At 76.1% G+C, this 15,468-nt stretch carries 16 protein-coding genes; 2 read left to right on the forward strand and 14 right to left on the reverse strand.

Annotation, left to right across the window (positions count from 1 at the left end; translation table 11 throughout):
• Nucleotides 1-7: 7 nt before the first annotated feature.
• The 9 genes from dprA to BJ989_RS13565 form a co-directional block, all read right to left on the reverse strand.
• On the reverse strand, nucleotides 8-1,180 hold the full coding sequence (gene dprA, locus BJ989_RS13525) for a DNA-processing protein DprA (protein WP_179518643.1): 1,173 nt from the start codon (nucleotides 1,178-1,180) through the stop codon (nucleotides 8-10).
• Nucleotides 1,177-2,907 carry a YifB family Mg chelatase-like AAA ATPase gene (locus BJ989_RS13530; RefSeq protein ID WP_179518644.1) on the reverse strand — a complete coding sequence of 577 codons (1,731 nt, stop codon included), beginning with the start codon at nucleotides 2,905-2,907 and terminating at the stop codon, nucleotides 1,177-1,179. The genes dprA and BJ989_RS13530 overlap by 4 nt, the downstream gene beginning before the upstream one ends.
• Nucleotides 2,907-3,494 carry a YraN family protein gene (locus BJ989_RS18835; protein ID WP_179518645.1) on the reverse strand — a complete coding sequence of 196 codons (588 nt, stop codon included), beginning with the start codon at nucleotides 3,492-3,494 and terminating at the stop codon, nucleotides 2,907-2,909. The genes BJ989_RS13530 and BJ989_RS18835 overlap by 1 nt, the downstream gene beginning before the upstream one ends.
• 128 nt (nucleotides 3,495-3,622) lie before the next feature.
• Nucleotides 3,623-4,066 (reverse strand): TadE/TadG family type IV pilus assembly protein, encoded by a 444-nt coding sequence (locus BJ989_RS18840; protein ID WP_179518646.1) that lies wholly within the window; start codon nucleotides 4,064-4,066, stop codon nucleotides 3,623-3,625.
• Nucleotides 4,063-6,024, reverse strand: coding sequence for a pilus assembly protein TadG-related protein (locus tag BJ989_RS18845; protein WP_179518647.1), 1,962 nt, complete (start codon nucleotides 6,022-6,024; stop codon nucleotides 4,063-4,065). The genes BJ989_RS18840 and BJ989_RS18845 overlap by 4 nt, the downstream gene beginning before the upstream one ends.
• Complete coding sequence (locus BJ989_RS13550; RefSeq protein WP_218848819.1) at nucleotides 6,021-6,431, reverse strand: hypothetical protein; 411 nt, start codon at nucleotides 6,429-6,431, stop codon at nucleotides 6,021-6,023. Before BJ989_RS13550 ends, BJ989_RS18845 begins: the two co-directional genes overlap by 4 nt.
• 174 nt (nucleotides 6,432-6,605) lie before the next feature.
• Nucleotides 6,606-8,474, reverse strand: coding sequence for a pilus assembly protein TadG-related protein (locus BJ989_RS13555; RefSeq protein WP_179518649.1), 1,869 nt, complete (start codon nucleotides 8,472-8,474; stop codon nucleotides 6,606-6,608).
• Nucleotides 8,474-8,887: a TadE/TadG family type IV pilus assembly protein gene (locus BJ989_RS13560; protein ID WP_179518650.1), complete on the reverse strand. Its 414-nt coding sequence runs from the start codon at nucleotides 8,885-8,887 to the stop codon at nucleotides 8,474-8,476. The genes BJ989_RS13555 and BJ989_RS13560 overlap by 1 nt, the downstream gene beginning before the upstream one ends.
• A 204-nt stretch (nucleotides 8,888-9,091) precedes the next feature.
• Nucleotides 9,092-9,400 carry a DUF2469 domain-containing protein gene (locus BJ989_RS13565; protein ID WP_179518651.1) on the reverse strand — a complete coding sequence of 103 codons (309 nt, stop codon included), beginning with the start codon at nucleotides 9,398-9,400 and terminating at the stop codon, nucleotides 9,092-9,094.
• Between the two features lie 87 nt (nucleotides 9,401-9,487).
• Here BJ989_RS13565 and BJ989_RS13570 point away from each other — a divergent pair, with 87 nt between their 5' ends.
• Both BJ989_RS13570 and BJ989_RS13575 read left to right on the forward strand, forming a co-directional pair.
• Nucleotides 9,488-10,753 (forward strand): FAD-dependent oxidoreductase, encoded by a 1,266-nt coding sequence (locus BJ989_RS13570; RefSeq protein WP_179518652.1) that lies wholly within the window; start codon nucleotides 9,488-9,490, stop codon nucleotides 10,751-10,753.
• A complete protein-coding gene (locus tag BJ989_RS13575) occupies nucleotides 10,750-11,580 on the forward strand; it encodes a YqjF family protein (protein WP_343049367.1) in 831 nt (276 codons plus the stop codon). The genes BJ989_RS13570 and BJ989_RS13575 overlap by 4 nt, the downstream gene beginning before the upstream one ends.
• Here BJ989_RS13575 and BJ989_RS13580 read toward each other — a convergent pair.
• The 5 genes from BJ989_RS13580 to rimM all read right to left on the reverse strand — a co-directional run bounded on the left by BJ989_RS13580 (nucleotide 11,488) and on the right by rimM (nucleotide 15,355).
• Nucleotides 11,488-12,180 carry a ribonuclease HII gene (locus BJ989_RS13580; RefSeq protein WP_179518653.1) on the reverse strand — a complete coding sequence of 231 codons (693 nt, stop codon included), beginning with the start codon at nucleotides 12,178-12,180 and terminating at the stop codon, nucleotides 11,488-11,490. The two genes, BJ989_RS13575 and BJ989_RS13580, sit on opposite strands and share 93 nt — an antisense overlap.
• Nucleotides 12,181-12,198: 18 nt before the next feature.
• Nucleotides 12,199-13,044 (reverse strand): signal peptidase I, encoded by an 846-nt coding sequence (gene lepB / locus BJ989_RS13585; RefSeq protein WP_343049368.1) that lies wholly within the window; start codon nucleotides 13,042-13,044, stop codon nucleotides 12,199-12,201.
• Between the two features lie 43 nt (nucleotides 13,045-13,087).
• The gene (gene rplS, locus BJ989_RS13590; protein ID WP_179518654.1) at nucleotides 13,088-13,441 is read right to left on the reverse strand and encodes a 50S ribosomal protein L19; all 354 of its coding nucleotides are present in this window, start codon (nucleotides 13,439-13,441) and stop codon (nucleotides 13,088-13,090) included.
• A gap of 206 nt (nucleotides 13,442-13,647) precedes the next feature.
• Nucleotides 13,648-14,808 carry a tRNA (guanosine(37)-N1)-methyltransferase TrmD gene (gene trmD, locus BJ989_RS18850; protein ID WP_179518655.1) on the reverse strand — a complete coding sequence of 387 codons (1,161 nt, stop codon included), beginning with the start codon at nucleotides 14,806-14,808 and terminating at the stop codon, nucleotides 13,648-13,650.
• A 4-nt stretch (nucleotides 14,809-14,812) separates the two neighbouring features.
• Complete coding sequence (gene rimM, locus BJ989_RS13600; RefSeq protein ID WP_179518656.1) at nucleotides 14,813-15,355, reverse strand: ribosome maturation factor RimM; 543 nt, start codon at nucleotides 15,353-15,355, stop codon at nucleotides 14,813-14,815.
• Nucleotides 15,356-15,468: the final 113 nt, after the last annotated feature.

Here is a 15,468-nt window from a genome sequence, read left to right on the forward strand (position 1 = left end):
GCCCAGGCTAGGGCTCGCCCCCCTCGGGACGGTCGCGGCGCGCGAGGTCGGTCAGTCGCCACCCGGCGTCACCGTCGACCAGCCCCAGGGCGCGCAGCCGCTGCAGCTCGGCGCCGGTCTCGACCAGCCCGAAGCCGCAGGCACGCGCCACCGCGTCGCTGCCGACGCCGCGCCCGACGGGCACGGCGTCGAGGACCACCCGCTGCCGCGCGCTGATCCGGTCGCGTGGTCGTGCCGGGGCCCGCGGCTCGTCCACCAGCGCCTCCCCCGCCCGACCGACGAGCTCGAGGACCTCCTGGCCCGAGGTCACGACGGCAGCGGCGCCGGACCGGACGAGCTGGTGGGCGCCCTGGGAGGCCGCACTCGTGACCGGCCCCGGCACCGCCCCCAGGGGACGGTGGAGCCGCTCGGTCCAGTTGGCGGTGTTGAGGGCGCCGCTGCGCACCGCCGCCTCGACCACCACTGTGCCCCGACCGAGCGCGGCGATCAGCCGGTTGCGCGAGAGGAACCGGACCCGGGTGGGAGCACCGCCCGGCGGGGTCTCGGAGACCACCGCGGCGGTGGCGGCGAGGTGTTCGACCAGGCTGCGGTGGGCCTCGGGGTAGACCCGATCGGCACCGCAGGCCAGGACCGCGACCGTGGTGCCGCCCGCGCCGAGGGCGCCGCGGTGGGCAGCGTCGTCGATGCCGAACGCCGCGCCCGAGAGCACCGGCAGCCCCGCGCGCCCGACGGCCGCGGCGAGGTCGCCGGCGACCCGGGTGCCGTAGGTGGTGGCCGAGCGGGCGCCGACGACCGCGACGGCGGAGTGCAGCGCATCGAGGCGCAGCGGACCGCGGACCCACAGCCCCAGCGGCACGTCGCCGCGGTGCTGCAGCGGCTCGGGACGGGCCAGGTCGTCGAGCCCCGAAGGCCACTCCTGGTCGCCCGGGACGACGAAGCGCAACCCCGTCCGGGCGGCACGGTCGAGCTCGGCGTGCGGGTCGACCTCGGCGAGCCGCGCGGCGACGTCGGCAGCGGGCGCCTGGCCGCGCTGGGCGAGGAGGGCGTCGCGGACCGTCACCGCACCGAGCTCGCGCACCAGGCGCAGCACCCGGTGGTCACCCGGCTCGACCACGCGGCTCAGCGCGGCGCGGGCGAGCCGGTCCTCGTCGCCCGCCCGCGCGGCCGTCGGAGCGCTCACCGCCGGGCCTCGAGGTGGGCGAGGGCGGCGTGGACGGCGGGCGACGACGGGTCTTCGCCGCCGGCTCGGTCGTCCGCACGCCCGTCGACGAGGTCACCGACGGTCTCGGGCAGGTCGTCGAGGTCGGGCCCGACGTCGGCGGGTGCGGCCCCGGGCTGCACGACCCAGGCCGGGAGGGCGGTGCCGCGCCGCAGCGCCAGGGCGACCTCGACGTCGACCGCCTCGGGCCGGTGGACGCCGCGGAGGTCGGCGACCGTCCAGGCGAGGCGGTGCACCCGCACGGCGCCGCGCCGCGTCAGCGAGCCGTCCTGCAGGGCGGCACCGACGAGACGACGCGCGTCCGCCGGCAATGGGTGCTCGGCGCTGAGCACCGCGCCGGGGACGTGCGCGTTGAGGCGCCACCGGCGACCGGCCCAGCGGCGCGCTTGGCGCGCGCGGGCAGCCGTCACCCTCGCCCGCACCGCGGCGGTGCTCTCGGGCGGCTCGAGCGCGTCCTCGCCGCCGGCGCTGGCGGCCAGGTGGCAGACCACGTCGACGCGGTCGACGACGGGGCCCTCGAGCTTGCGGCGGTAGTCGCGGCGCCGGGTCTCGGCACAGCGGCAGCCGTTGCCGGCGGCCGTGGGGTGCCACCGACCGCAGGGACAGGGGTTGGCGGCGAGGACGACCATGCCGCGGGCGGGGTAGGTGGCGGTCTGGTCGCCGCGCGCCAGCGTGACCTCCCCGCTCTCGAGCGGGTCGCGCAACCCCTCGACGACGTCGGCGGCGAGGAGCGGGAACTCGTCGAGCACCAGGACCCCCGCGTGGGTGCGGCTGACCGCGCCGGGCGCGACCGTGCCGGTGCCGCCGCCCAGGACGCTCGCGCGGGTGGCGCTGTGGTGCAGCGACTCGTAGGGCGGGCGCCGCACCAGCCCCTCCCCCGGCACGAGCGTGCCGGCGAGGGAGCGCACGGCGGTGAGCTCGAGCGCCTCCTCGTCGTCGAGGTCCGGCAACAGCCCCGGCAGGCGCTCGGCGAGGCTCGTCTTGCCGGCGCCCTGCGGCCCGCTGAGCAGGAGGTGGTGACCGCCGGCGGCAGCGACCTCGACGGCGTAGCGCGCCTCCCGCATGCCGACGAGGTCGGCCAGGTCGACCTCGTCGCCCCGGTCCTGGCCGCGCCAGGCGAGCAGGGACAACCCCGACGGCTCCACCACCGGCGGGGCGTCGGGCACCTCCTCACCGCGCAGCAGCGCGAGCACCTGGGCGAGGGAGCGCACGCCGAGCACCTCGGTGCCGGGCACCATGGCCGCCTCGACCGCCTGCGGCTCGGGCACCACGACCCGGCGCAGCCCGTGGTCGCGGGCGACCATCACCATCGGCAGCACCCCGGTGGCGGGCCGCAGACCGGCGTCGAGGCCCAGCTCGCCGACGAAGACGGTGCCGGCGAGCGCCGAGCGGGGCACGTCGCCGGCCGCGCACAGCACGGACACCGCCACGGCGAGGTCGAAGTGGGTGCCGCGCTTGGGCAGCCCCGCCGGGGAGAGCAGCACGGTCACGCGCCGGGTGGCGGGCCACCCGACGCCGGCGGTGTTGCCCACGGCGGTGCGCACGCGGTCACGGCCCTCCTGCAGCGCCGCGTCGCCGCACCCGACGAGCGTCGTGCCGACCATGCCCTGCGACACGTCGGCCTGCACGTCGACGACGTGGCCGACGGACCCGGCGAGCGCCACGGTGCGCGCGCACGCCCAGGGCATCAGCCGATCCCCCGCACGTGCTCGACCTCGGCCGCGCCGCGTCGACGCAGGTGCACGGCGACGAGGTCGAGGCGCACGCCGCGCGGGTGCGCCGCGGGGTGGGCCGCCAACCAGGCGGCACCGAGGCGCCGCAGGCGCGCGAGCTTGGCGTCCGAGACCGCCTCGTGCGGCGTGCCGAAGGCGTCGCTGGAGCGGGTCTTCACCTCCGCCACCACGAGGTCGTCGCCCTCGCGGAGGACGAGGTCGAGCTCGCCGGCCTCGCAGCGCCAGTTGCGCTCGAGCAGCACCAGGCCCTGCGCGACGAGGTGCCGGGCGGCGACGTCCTCGCCGTAGCGGCCCAGCGCGGTGCGGCGCGCGGCCGTGTCACCGCTCGGGGGTGACTCCGCGGCAGGTGCTGAGGCAGGTGCCGCGGCAGGTGTGGGACCGTCCCCGGGCTCGGGCTCGGGCTCGGGCTCGGGTGAGGGTGAGGGGGCGGGGCCGGGTGCCGGCCCCGGGTCGGAGCCGGACTCGGGAGCGGCCGCGGGCACGGCGCCCGGCGTGGGGCTCGGCTCAGGGGTGGGTGGCGCGGTGGTGCTGGTCGTGGTCATCGGCGTACCTCCTGCGAGCAGCCTCGACCGCGCCGCAGGCCACCGGCGCCGCTCGGCCGGCGGCTGTGGACGACGAGCACCGGGGGCCGGCCTGTGGACGGCGGGTGGCGCAGCGTCGGACGCGGTCGTCAGCAGTCGAGGGCGTCGACAGGCACGTTCTCGACACGGTTGGTGGCGCTCTCCACGATCGCGCCACCGTCCGGCACGGGCACGAGGCCCACGTCGAGCGAGTCGACCCAGACCGTGACGGTCACCAGCTCCCCGCGCACCGCGGGGGCCGTCTCCGAGGCCGGCAGGCCGTAGGCGATCCGGATGCGGGGGTCGCCCGACCCGACGTGGGGGAAGGCGAGCTTCGCCAGCGCCTCCTCGCGCACGCACGTGGGGTCGGTGCCGACCACGAGCTGGCGGGCGGCCTCGCGAGCGGTGGCCGCGGCGGTGCTGAGCGCCCAGTAGTGGTAGCCGTACTGGACGACCGCGAAGACGAGCAGCACCACGACAGGGAAGACCAGCGCCATCTCGACGACCGCGGCACCGCGTGCGTCCCGCTGCCTCTCCCCCACCCGGGCCCTCACTCGACCAGCCTGACGATGCGGGGGCCCACGCCGACGTACTCCGCCTCGGGCCCGGTGTAGTCCGCCGGGACGGCCGGGAGCGCGTCCGGCGAGATCGTCACGAAGCGCACGGCGCTGAGGCGGCCCGAGGAGTCGAAGAGCAGGCCGTCCTGCTCCGTCACCCCGGCCTGCAGCAGCTCGCGCATGGCGGTGTCGATCGTGGTGATGACGGTGGCCATCGCAGGCTGCAGGCCCGGCAGGCCCAGGATCGAGGCCGGGTCGAGCAGCGGCAGGTCGGTGAAGGCCTCCGGGCCCGTGATGAACACGGGACGGAAGGTCAGCACGGGGTAGTCCCCGGCCTGCACCGCCGAGGTGGCCCCGAGGGTCGAGACCACCGCCACCCACATGAAGCGGTGGGAGTCGTAGATCGACCGGTCGAAGACGCTGGTGGGGGTCACCGGCGCGTCCCGGCTCAGGTAGCGGCCGGTGTCGGAGAACGTCGCCGGGGTGAGCAGGGAGGGCACGCGCACGAAGTCGAGCAGCTCGTCGTCGTTGACGAGTCGACCGTCGACCAGCACGCTCTCGCCGGGTCGGCAGGGCGCGCTCTGCGTGCAGGTCAGGCGCCCGGCCGGGCCGACCAACCCGTCGTGGAAGCCCGCCTCGTAGGCGTTGCTCATCATCGTGACGACGCAGTTGGGCACGTCCCCGTGGTGGTTGCCGTTGGTGTCGGTGACGCTGACGCCGTTCGACCCCGAGCAGGCGGCACCGCTCGCGACCTGGCGCAGCAGGGCCCCGTCGAGCGCGCCCTGCGGCACCGCGGCCGGCCAGGAGTCGATGAGGTGGTCGATGCCGTGCTGGAAGTTGAGCGGGAAGTTGGCGTTGGCCTGCGTGCCTGCCCGCGGGCTCTTGAGCAGCCGCCCGCAGGAGACCGGCGTCGCTCCGGCCAGGACGGGGTCCACGTCGACCGCGGAGGTGTCGGAGGAGTACGCCGTGGAGGTGACGGTGCTGCCGACGACCGTCTGCGTCACCACCTTGACCTGCCACTCGCCCGCGGTCGACGCGACGACGGCGGGCAGGGTCACGCTGACCTGGCCGAGGCGGCGGCGGTTGCGCCCGCCGTCGAGGACGAGCGTGCCGGGCACCTGCACCTCGACCCGCGCCAGGCCGCTGCCGCGGGCGAAGGCGACCGCGAAGCGCTGACCGGGCAGGAGCTCCGGCCACTCGCTGCCGCTCACCGCGACGCTGGGCGGGGTGCCGGTCAGCTGCTGGGTCACGCGTCCGGGCACCAACCCGTTGAGCCGCGGCGCCGCAGCGGCGAGGGGCCAGGTCGTCGTGACGGTGGGCGTGGCACCCCCGCCACCCTTGTGCGTGGTCGAGACGTAGCCGAACGGCAGGACGCCGCTCAGCAGGCTGCCGCCGGCGTCGAGGAGGCAGTCGATCGACAGCGCCATCGGGGCGAGCGGCCCGGGGCTGTTGACCCGGGCCGTGGCCCGCTTCTGCTGCTCGGTGCCCTCCGCGCCGGCCGCGCGGCCGAGGCCGAACTCCACGCGTGCCGTGGGCGTCGTCACCGACACCTGGTTGGGCGCGGGGAAGCTCACCGAGCCGGCGGGGCCCGCGACCGCGTCGAGCAACCGACCGGCGTACGCCGCGGTGGTCACCGCGCGGACGTCGGTCGGGCAGACCGGCATCTCGGGGTGCATCTCGCGCTGGCCGGGCACGGGGTTGCAGGCGAGGTACCACGCCACGGCCTGCGCGACGACCGCCTCCTGGGCGTCGGTGTGCGCGGGGAGGAACTGCGAGGCGAAGACCGCGGCGCGGTCCGCCTGCACCTGGAGCTGACCGCGACGGGCCCAGGTGTTGCCGAGGTCGACGGCGAGGCCGGCGACGACCATCAGCACGACGCTGACCACCGCGGTGAAGACCGCGACGGCCCCGCGCTCGTCGCGCGGCCGATGGGCGCCGCGCCCAGCCGGGCTCACCCGCAGCTCCCCTCGCTCAGGGTCACGTCGTCCAGGCGCTGGCTGAAGTCGGTGACCAGGGCACCGCCGCCGGGCAGCGGCAGCAGCGAGGCCAGGCCGCCGGTGGTCGGCACCTCCAGGTGCACCTGGACCGTCGCGCCGACGACCGGGTCGACGTCGACCACCTGCACCTCGACGTCGTCGGCGTCGAGGTCGACGCCGAGCCCGAGGTCGACGACGGTGGCGGCCACGGCCGCGGCCACCTCGGCCTCGAGCGCGTCGCAGGTGAACACGCCGACCACCAAGCCGACCGGCACGCCGGGCGTGACCGCGTCGATGCGCTGGGCACCCCAGAGGTACTGCCCGAGCTGGAGGGTGCCGAGCAGCAGCGGCAGCAGCAGCACGGCCGAGACCAGGCCGGCCTCCACCGCGACCGCACCACGCTGCTCGCGTCGTCGACGCGCGCACCTCCGCGCCATTCTCGCTCCTCCGCCACGTCCCGAGTGGTGACGCGTGCCCCGCCGCGTCGGCCCGCGGGTGCGGGCCTGAGGCCCACCCCATCGGCGGACCGCGGTGGGTCTTGAGGGTTTCTTGAAGGTTCGTCAGCCGACGAGTCGGGGGTGGCCGCAGGCCGGCGGCGCGACCCCCAGCACGTCGGCCCCGGCGACCCGGACCCCGAGGAGGCGGGAGAGCGGCACCAGGGCCTGGTTCACGTTGGCGACGACCGCCGCGGTCGAGGTGCCGACGACGCTGCTGCTCACCGCGGACAGCAACCCGGTCAGGTTGAGCTGCCCGACCGGCACCGCCTCGACCCGCACCGCACCCAGCAGCGTGGTGACCCGCACCGAGGCCGAGCTGCCGGTCGCGTCGAGCACGACCGACGGGCTCGGCAGGGCCACGGGACCCGCCGTGGTCGACGGCTCGGCGTCGAGGTAGGTGCGCGGCGGTGCGACGTAGAGCGTCGGCGACGCGGCCGCCTGGGCCGGCGTGGTGACGCTCGCGGTGTTGCGCAGGCGCAGGTCCAGCACGACCTCGACCTTGCCCACCACGCCGAGCAGCAGCCCGAGCGAGGACAGCACGGAGTCCAGCGTGCCGCTCGGGAGGAGCGAGCTCGTCGTGCCGGTGTCGAGGGTGCCGGTGACCCGCAGCGGCAGCGACACCGAGGTGGTGAGCAGTCCGCTCTGCACCTGGACACCGATCGTGTCCGGGTCGGCGACGGTCCCCTCGCCGCACCGTGCAGAGACGAGGCGGCCCGTGGCGCTGCCGAGCTCCGCACGGACGCTCAGCGTGCCGGCCTTGCTCGTCGGGTCCGAGGGGATGCCGACGTCGAGCGAGCCGAGCGAGCCGAGGCCCACCTTGTTCGGGAGCGCGAAGCCGAGGTCGGCCGCGACCTCGACCTGCGCGGTGCGCGCCTCCGCCTGGCCCAGCAGCCCGCAGGCCTGCTGCGGCGCCTGGATCGCGCGGAGGGCGATGGTGCCGTTGCTGACGTGCGGCGCGGCCCAGGCCACCCCGGTGTCGAGGAAGTTGTTGCCGTTGGACACCTCGGCGGCGACGCCGAGGGCCGCCGAGCCGAGCAGGTCGACGAGGTTGACGCGCCCCTCGAGGACCGAGCCGGCACCCACCGCCAGCACGTCTGCGACGTCCACCCGGAGCGTCTGCGACATCTGCTGGGACATCTGCAGCACGGTGCCCTGCGCGGCGGTGTCCCCGTCCTGGCCCAGCACGCGGGCGGAGGCGGCCAGCAGGTCGGCCACCTTGACCGCCGGCAGGGCGGCGAGCTGGTCGGTCGTGCCGGCCCCCAGCTCCGCGGCGAGGAGGGGCAGGTCCACGAAGGTCTGCAGCAGGCCCTGGTAGCCCACGGCCTTGAGGTTCAGGCCGAGCGCGTCCTGCACGGCTGCCTCGAAGACGCCGAGCACCGCCGCGTCGCCGGAGCTGAGCGCCGCGGCGAAGGACCCGAGCCGGAAGCAGGCGAAGGTCGAGGCGTTCGCCAGCGCCGTGCGCTGCGCGCCACCGCTGCCCGGGGCGAAGCCGAAGTCGACGGACGTCGCGGCCTCGACGAGCACCCCGTCGGGCTCGGCACCGGACGGCACCGGAGCGAGGGCGCCCGAGGCGAGCCGGACGGGCTCGCCGGTGAGCGCGTCGACGTCGACCAGCGTGGCGGTGACCTGGGGCGGGTCACCGAGCGTCAGGTCGTCGTTGCGGGCCACGCTCTTGCCCAGGGCCACCTGCAGCGGGTCGTGGGTCGCGTCCCCCGCGGTGATCTGCGCGGCCGTGCGGCCGTCGAGGAGCCGGGCGAGGTCGAGCGCCACGATGTCGGCGACGGCCTGCATGTCGCGACGGGCGACCCGCTGCATGCCGAGGTCGACGGCGAAGGCCGCCATGACCAGCAGCACGCTCGCCATGACGGCGACCAGCGCGAGCACCCCGCCCCGCTCGTCGCGGCGCCGCCGGCGCAGGGCCCGGCCGACCATCAGCTGACCTCGGCGCTCGCCGTGTAGACGAGGTGGTCGGGCATGACGATGCCCAGGCCCGGGAAGACCGGCGTCAGCGGCTCCGCCTCGTAGTCGTAGTCGACCGTGACCTCGAAGCACGTCGTGCAGGTGGTGCTGCGCACCACCGTGCACACCAGCGGCCCGCTGCCGCACGTGAGACCGTAGGAGGCCAGCGCGCTCTCCACCGCGGTGCGCGCGTCGGTCGTGCGCGTGGCGTCGGTGGTGGCGGGCGGCGCGACCGCCGCGGCCCGGGCACCCTCGGCCGCCGCCTGGCTCACTGCCTGGCGGAAGCTCAGCATGTAGCCGTAGCTGATGATGCCGAAGAGGATCAGCGAGAGCGGGATCAGCACGAGGCCGAACTCCACCGCGGCCGCGCCGCGCTCACCGTCCACGCCGCGCGCTCGACGTCGTCGGCGCGCGCCGAGGCGTGCGTGTGCGCTGATCCCCACCAGCATGCGAGTCCCTCCCCAGGTGATCCCGTGCCTCGATGCTAGGGAGCAGGGGGCGTCCCGTCCGCGGATCGGGACCTTCGGCCCGGACCGGTGGTCCGCTGGTCCAGACCGCAGGCTGCGGGAGCGTCGGCGGGGAGGCCCGGGTCAGGCCTCCGGCGGGTCCATCTCGGCGGGCGTGAGCTCCTCGACGTTGACGTCCTTGAAGGTCAGCACCTTCACGTTCTTCGCGAAGCGCGCCGGGCGGTAGACGTCCCACACCCAGGCGTCGCTCATGGAGACCTCGAAGAACACGTCGCCCTGCTCGGTGCGGGCCTTCACGTCGACCTGGTTGCACAGGTAGAAGCGGCGGTCGGTCTCGACGACGTACTTGAAGATCCGCGAGACGTCGCGGTACTCGCGGTAGAGGTGGAGCTCCATCTCCGCCTCGTACTGCTCGAGCTCCTCGGCGCCCATGCCACCTCCCGCGTCGTCGGACGGCTCATTGTGCCCTGCACGTCACGGCGCCACGGGTCCGACCACCCGACTGGCACCCTGGTGGACGTGGCGGGGACGCAGGCAGCCGAGGTCGTCGTGGTCGGGGCCGGGCTCGCCGGTCTGGCGTGCGCGGTCGAGCTGCAGCGGCACGGTGTCGCCGTCGAGGTGCTCGAGGCATCCGACGCCGTCGGCGGCCGGGTCCGCACCGACGTCGTCGACGGCTTCCGCTGCGACCGCGGCTTCCAGCTGCTGAACCCGAGCTACCCGGCCGCCCGGGCCCTGGTCGACCTGGACGCCCTCGCGCTGCAGGTCGCGGGCCGCGGCGTCGAGGTGCTGCGCCCGAGCGGCGTCGCACGGCTGGCCGACCCGACGCGGCACCCGCGCGACCTGCCGGCGACGTTGGCCAGCGGCCTCGTGCGCCCGGGCGAGCTGGTGCGGCTGGGCCGCTGGGCCGCACCTGCACTCGGCTCCGTCGACCGGCTGCTGCGCCGGCCCGACCGCACCCTCGGCGCGGCGCTCGACGCGGCCGGCCTGCGCGGGTCGCGCGACCGGTTGCGGCGCGAGGTGCTCGAGCCCTTCCTCACCGGGGTGGTGGCCGACGACCCCGCTCAGGTCTCCGAGCGGTTCGCGCGGCTGCTGCTCCGCAGCTTCGCGCTCGCCACGCCCGGGCTCCCCGCGGCCGGCATGCAGGCCCTGCCCGAGCAGCTCGCCCGTCGGCTCGCGCAGCCGGTGCGACTCGCCCACCCCGCCCACGGCGTACGCCGCCGCGACGACGCCGTCGAGGTGCTCACCGCGCACGGCACGTGGCGGGCGCGCGCGGTGGTCGTCGCCACCGACCCCCGAGCGGCCGCCGCGCTCACCGAGCAGCCCGAGCCCGCGACCCGGGGTCTGGCGACGTGGTGGTTCACCGCACCGGAGCCCGTGTCGTCGTCGCCCTTCCTGCGCGTCGACGGCACGCGCGGGGGCCCGGTGATCAACACCACCGTGGTCTCGGCGTGGGCCCCGACCTACGCGCCCGCGGGCCGACCGCTCGTGGCGGCGACGGCCCTGCTCGGCGCGGGCGCGGCCCCACGGGAGGACGAGGTGCGCCGACACCTCGCCGCACTGTGGCAGCGACCGACCGACACCTGGGAGGTGGTCGTGCGCCACGACGTGCCGCACGCGCTGCCGGCTGCCCCGCCCCCGCTGCGGCACCGCCGGGAGGTCGACCTCGGGGGCGGCCTGCTGGTCGCCGGCGACCACCGCGACACCGGGTCCATCCAGGGCGCCCTGGTCTCCGGACGCCGGGCCGCCCGGGCCGCCCTCGCCCACGTCACCGCGGGTGCTCGGTGAGCGGCGCCGGACCGCGCCTCGACCCCGAGGGCCCGCCGCTGCGGGGTCGCGCCCTCATGTCGCAGTGGTGGCACGACCTGGCCTTCGTCCACTGGCGCGTCGACCCGGGCCTCGTCACGCCGTGGCTGCCGCACGGTGTGCGCCCCGACCTCTTCGACGGGTCGGCCTGGGTGGGCCTGGTGCCCTTCCGGATGCTCGACGCCGCCGTGGGCGCCGGCCCACCCGTGCCCTGGCTCGGCACCTTCCTGGAGACCAACGTGCGCACCTACTCCGTCGACGAGCAGGGGCGCCACGGGGTGGTCTTCTGCTCGCTGGACTGCGAGCGGCTCGCGGCGGTCGCAGGGGCCCGAGCGGTCTTCGGCACGCCCTACCGGTGGGCGCGCATGCGCTTCGAGCACCGGCCCTCCGGGCGGCCCGACCGGGTGGGCGACCGCGTCGCCTACGCGACGTCGCGCCGCGAGCGCCCCCGCGGCGCCGGCGGCCGCCTGGAGCTCGAGGTGCGCGAGCCACTGTCCGCGCCCGGCGACCTGGAGGTCTTCCTCACGGCGCGCTTCGGGCTGCACACCACGGTGGCAGGACGCAGCTGGTGGGTGCCCAACACCCACGCCGCCTGGCCGCTGCACCGCGCCCGCGTCACCGGGCTCGAGGACCCGGTCGGCGCACCGGGGCTGCTGGCCGCGGCCGGCTTCCCGGGACTGGACGCCGGAGGCCGTGCACCCGACTCGGTGCTCTTCTCACCCGGGGTGCGCACCCGCTTCGGACTCCCCCAGCGGCTCGAGGCCCGCGGCGCGGCGCACGTTGACGAAGCGCCACCGGTGCACCGGTGACGGGCCGTGGCGCAGCAGCGCCTCCTGGTGCAGGTCGGTGGTGTAGCCCTTGTGGACGGCGAAGTCGTAGGCGGGCCACTGCCCGTGGAGCTCGGCCATGATCCGGTCGCGCGTGACCTTCGCGACGACGGACGCGGCGGCGATGCAGGCCGCGACGCGGTCGCCCTTCCACACCGCGAGCCCCGGCACGCCGAGCCCGTCGACCGGGAAGCCGTCGGTCAGCACGTAGGCGGGCCGCACGTCGAGCAGCGCGACGGCGCGGCGCAGCGCCTCGACGTTGGCGACGTGCATGCCGAGCCGGTCGCACTCCTCGGGTCCGACGACGACCACCGACCAGGCCGCAGCTCGGCGCACCACCTGCTCGTAGCAGCGCTCGCGCGCCCGCTCGGTGAGCAGCTTGGAGTCGGCGAGGCCGGGCACGACCCCGGCCTTGCCGGCCGGCAGCACGACGGCCGCGGCCACCAGCGGGCCGGCGCACGCGCCCCGGCCGGCCTCGTCGACGCCGGCGACCGGGTCGAGACCGGTGCGCCGCAGTGCCCGCTCGTAGCCGTAGAGCCCGGCGTCGCGCCGCACCGTCGCCCCGCGGGGCAGCACGCTCACCGCGGGCTCACCGGCCCGTCACCGACCCTGCCCGGCGGCCCCGTCCTGGGAACCCTCGGGCACGTCGGCGAAGGTCTGGGCCGGCCGCTCCACCCACTCGAAGCGCGACGCCGGCCACGCGAGCACGAAGACCTTGCCGACGACGAGGTCGACCGGCACGAACTCCCGCCCGGGCACGCACTCGGTCTGGTCGTCGCGGCAGATGCGGCGCGAGGAGTCGGCGGAGTTGCGCCGGTTGTCGCCCATCACGAAGACGTGGCCCTCGGGCACCGGCCCGGCGGTCCAGTCGCAGGTGCCGGTCATCGGCCCGTTGCACGGCGAGCTCGGGTCGTCCTTGACGTAGGGCTCCTCGAGGGGCACGCCGTTGACCCGGATGCGGCCCTGCCCGTCGCAGCAGGTCACGGTGTCGCCCGCGACCCCGATGACGCGCTTCACGAGGTGCCCGCCGGTCGGGTAGAGCCCGATGGCCGAGAGCACGCGCGAGACGGGGTTGGTCGGGCCGGCCGCCTCGACCGCGTTGAGCCAGCCACCCGGGTCCTCGAAGACCACGACGTCGCCGCGCTGGGGGCCGCCGTCGCCCCAGTAGGACACCTTCTGCACCAGGATCCGGTCGTTGCGCACGAGCCCGGGCTCCATCGACTCCGAGGGGATGTAGAAGGCCTGGAGGAAGAGCGCCTTGATGACGACCGCGAGCAGCACCGCGATGCCGAGCAGGAGCACGGTCTCCTGCCACAGCGGCAGCGGGCGGCGCGCCTGGCGGTCACCACGCGACGCGGGGCGGGACGCAGCGGACCGCGACCCCTCCCCCGGTGCGCCGCCGGGAGTGCCGGGGGCGGGGGTGGAGTCGCGGTCCGAGGTGGTCACCGCCAGAGCCTAACGAGCGACCGGTCGAGCCGGTGCGGGGGCCTCAGGCCTCGCGACGCTCCTTGATCTTCGCCTTCTTGCCGCGCAGGTTGCGCAGGTAGTAGAGCTTGGCGCGGCGCACGTCACCGCGGGTGACGACCTCGATCTGCTCGAAGATCGGGGAGTGCAGCGGGAAGGTGCGCTCGACGCCGACGCCGAAGGACACCTTGCGCACGGTGAAGGTGCGGCCGATGCCGGAGCCGTGGACGCGGATCACCACGCCCTGGAAGACCTGGACGCGGGAGCGGTTGCCCTCGACGACCTTCACGTGGACCTTGAGGGTGTCGCCGGCGCGGAAGTCGGGGACGTCGTCGCGCTTCGCCGCGTTGCCGATCTCGGCGATCAGGTGGTTGGTCATGTCTCTCCTCACGGGTGCCACAGGTCAACCGTGTGCGGGGATCGTGTCTGCGTGGCGGTCCAGCGCACGAGGCCGGCGGCGCTGCGCACCCCCTGTGGCAGGAGCGCGGCGCAGACCCCCCTGCCGGAGCAGGTCCTCGGGAGGGTCCGGGTTTGACCGGCTGGACCGGTCGGCAAGTCTGCCACAACGCCCGGACCGCACCGAAATCATCGTCGGCGCGGGCGGGTGAACCACACGGCGCCGTCGGGCGCGTCGAGCTCGGGCCGCGCCCGGAAGCCTGCCGCCCGGTAGAGGCGGTGGTTGCGCACGCTCCCCCGTCCCGTCAGCAGCCGGTAGGACGTCACCGCGTCGGGGGCGACGTCGAGGGCGTGCTCGAGGAGGCGACGGCCCAGGCCCCCGCCCTGCCGGTCCGGCGCGACCATCAGCCGTCCGACCTCCCAGACCGTCGACCCCGCGACCTCCGGGCGCGCGCGCACGGAGCCGACGAGGCGGGCGCCGTCGCGCACGACGTACGTCGACCAGGCGGCGAGGCCGTCGACGACCTCGGCGAGCGTCTCGTGGGCCGCCGGGATGTGCACCCCGGGGTTCTCCTGCTGCTCGGTGAGCCAGCAGGCGCGCTGCAGGGTCAGCAGCTCGCCGGCGTCGGCGCGCACGGCGGGGCGCACCAGGAGCTCGCCGGGCGCGGTGGTGGCGGTCAGCAGGTCGGGGCGCCGCTCGGCCGTGCGCCGGCGCGACTGCGCAGCGCGCCAGGCGGCGATCGCGCCGTGGTCGCCGCTGAGCAGCACGGCCGGCACCTCGAGCCCGCGCCACGCGGCGGGCTTGGTGTAGACGGGGTACTCGAGCAGGCCGTCCTCGTGGGACTCCTCCACCAGCGAGGCAGGGTTGCCCATGAAGCCCGGCAGCAGCCGGACGACGGCCTCGAGCAGCGCCAGTGCGGCGACCTCGCCACCGTTGAGCACGTAGTCGCCCAGGGAGACCTCGAGCAGCTCGGTGCGCGCCGCGGCGTGCTCCAGGACGCGGGCGTCGATGCCCTCGTAGCGCCCGCAGAGCACGACCAGGCGGTCGCGGCCGGCCAGCTCGCGGGCCATCGCCTGGGTGAAGGGGCGGCCGCTGGGGGTCGGCACCACGACGGTGGCGCCCTCGACCTCGAGGGCGTCGAGCGCCTCCCCCCACGGCTCGGGCCGCATCACCATGCCCGCGCCGCCGCCGTAGGGGGTGTCGTCGACGGTGCGGTGGCGGTCGTGGGTCCACTGCCGCAGGTCGTGCACCCGGAGGTCCAGCAGGCCCTTCTGCTGCGCCTTGCCGGGCAGGGACAGCTCGAGGGGGCGCAGGTAGTCGGGGAAGATGCTGACGACGTCGGCCCGCACCGGCTCAGGCGTCCTCGGGCAGCGGGGCCACGAGGCCCGGGCGGTCCGCGACCACGACCCTCCGACCGGCGAGGTCGACCTCGGGCACGAGTGCCTTGACGAACGGCACGAGCGTGTCCCGCCCGTCGGGGGTGCGCACCTGCAGCAGGTCCTGGGCGCCGCCGTGCACGAGCCCGGTCACCTCGCCCAGCGGCCGACCGTCGAGGTCCTCGACCGCGAGGCCCTCGAGCTGGTGGTCGTAGAACTCGTCGGGGTCCTCCGGCACCGCGTCGGCCGGCACGTCGACGTGCAGCACCGTGCCGCGCGCGGCCTCGGCGGCGTCGCGGTCGCCCAGCTCGGCGAAGACCACGAGCAAGGTGCCCTGGTGCACCCGGGTGGAGGTCACGGTGAGCGAGCGGGTCGGGGTCTCCGGGCGCACGCCCCGCAGCACCGCCCCGGGCGCGAAGCGCCGCTCCGGCTCGTCGGTGCGCACGTCGACGGTCACCTCGCCGCGGATGCCGTGCGGCTTGCCGATGCGGCCCACGACGACGTCGACGGTCTCTGCCATGGCGCGGTGTCTCCTCCGGTCGGGGGGTGCGGTGCTGGTGCTGGGGCTGGGCCGGGGCTGGGCCGGGACGACGAACGGGTGCCGCCCCGGTGGGGCGGCACCCGTGCGTGCAC

The organism is Nocardioides perillae, assembly GCF_013409425.1.
In the GTDB taxonomy this organism is placed as follows: domain Bacteria; phylum Actinomycetota; class Actinomycetes; order Propionibacteriales; family Nocardioidaceae; genus Nocardioides; species Nocardioides perillae.

What these genes read in the sequence shown, in the direction of transcription:
- BJ989_RS13565 (WP_179518651.1), bottom strand. Translation starts at nt 9,400, where the DNA reads ATGGGCGCCGAGGAGCTCGAGCAGTACGAGGCGGAGATGGAGCTCCAC.
- BJ989_RS18835 (WP_179518645.1), bottom strand. Translation starts at nt 3,494, where the DNA reads ATGACCACGACCAGCACCACCGCGCCACCCACCCCTGAGCCGAGCCCC.
- BJ989_RS13530 (WP_179518644.1), bottom strand. Translation starts at nt 2,907, where the DNA reads ATGCCCTGGGCGTGCGCGCGCACCGTGGCGCTCGCCGGGTCCGTCGGC.
- BJ989_RS13555 (WP_179518649.1), bottom strand. Translation starts at nt 8,474, where the DNA reads ATGGTCGGCCGGGCCCTGCGCCGGCGGCGCCGCGACGAGCGGGGCGGG.
- rimM (WP_179518656.1), bottom strand. Translation starts at nt 15,355, where the DNA reads ATGGCAGAGACCGTCGACGTCGTCGTGGGCCGCATCGGCAAGCCGCAC.
- rplS (WP_179518654.1), bottom strand. Translation starts at nt 13,441, where the DNA reads ATGACCAACCACCTGATCGCCGAGATCGGCAACGCGGCGAAGCGCGAC.